At 50.0% G+C, this 258-nt stretch carries 1 protein-coding gene; it reads left to right on the forward strand.

Features of this window, described 5'->3' with window-relative positions; all coding sequences use genetic code 11:
* The coding region (locus tag ACO0KZ_RS20535; RefSeq protein ID WP_422998659.1) for a hypothetical protein at positions 1–258 on the forward strand (258 nt) is incomplete at both ends.

Raw genomic sequence — 258 nt, forward strand, 5'->3', positions numbered from 1 at the left:
GTGCAGGTAACGACACCGTTGTATTCGATAACATCCAAGACACACGTGCTGGTTTGTCTATCTCTGACACAGTAGCTGGTGGTGCTGGTACAGGCGATACATTGGTGATCGACGGTGACTTGACTGGTGCAAACTTGGGCGACACGATTGCTTTGGGCGCATCTGAATGGACTAACGTTTCTGGTTTCGAAACTATCCGTTTGGTAGGCACATCAAACAACGCTGGCGTAGCGGGTGCAGGTAACTACCGTTTGACAT

The sequence above is a fragment of the Undibacterium sp. Di24W genome (genome assembly GCF_049340325.1).
Taxonomy (GTDB): Bacteria; Pseudomonadota; Gammaproteobacteria; order Burkholderiales; family Burkholderiaceae_D; genus Undibacterium.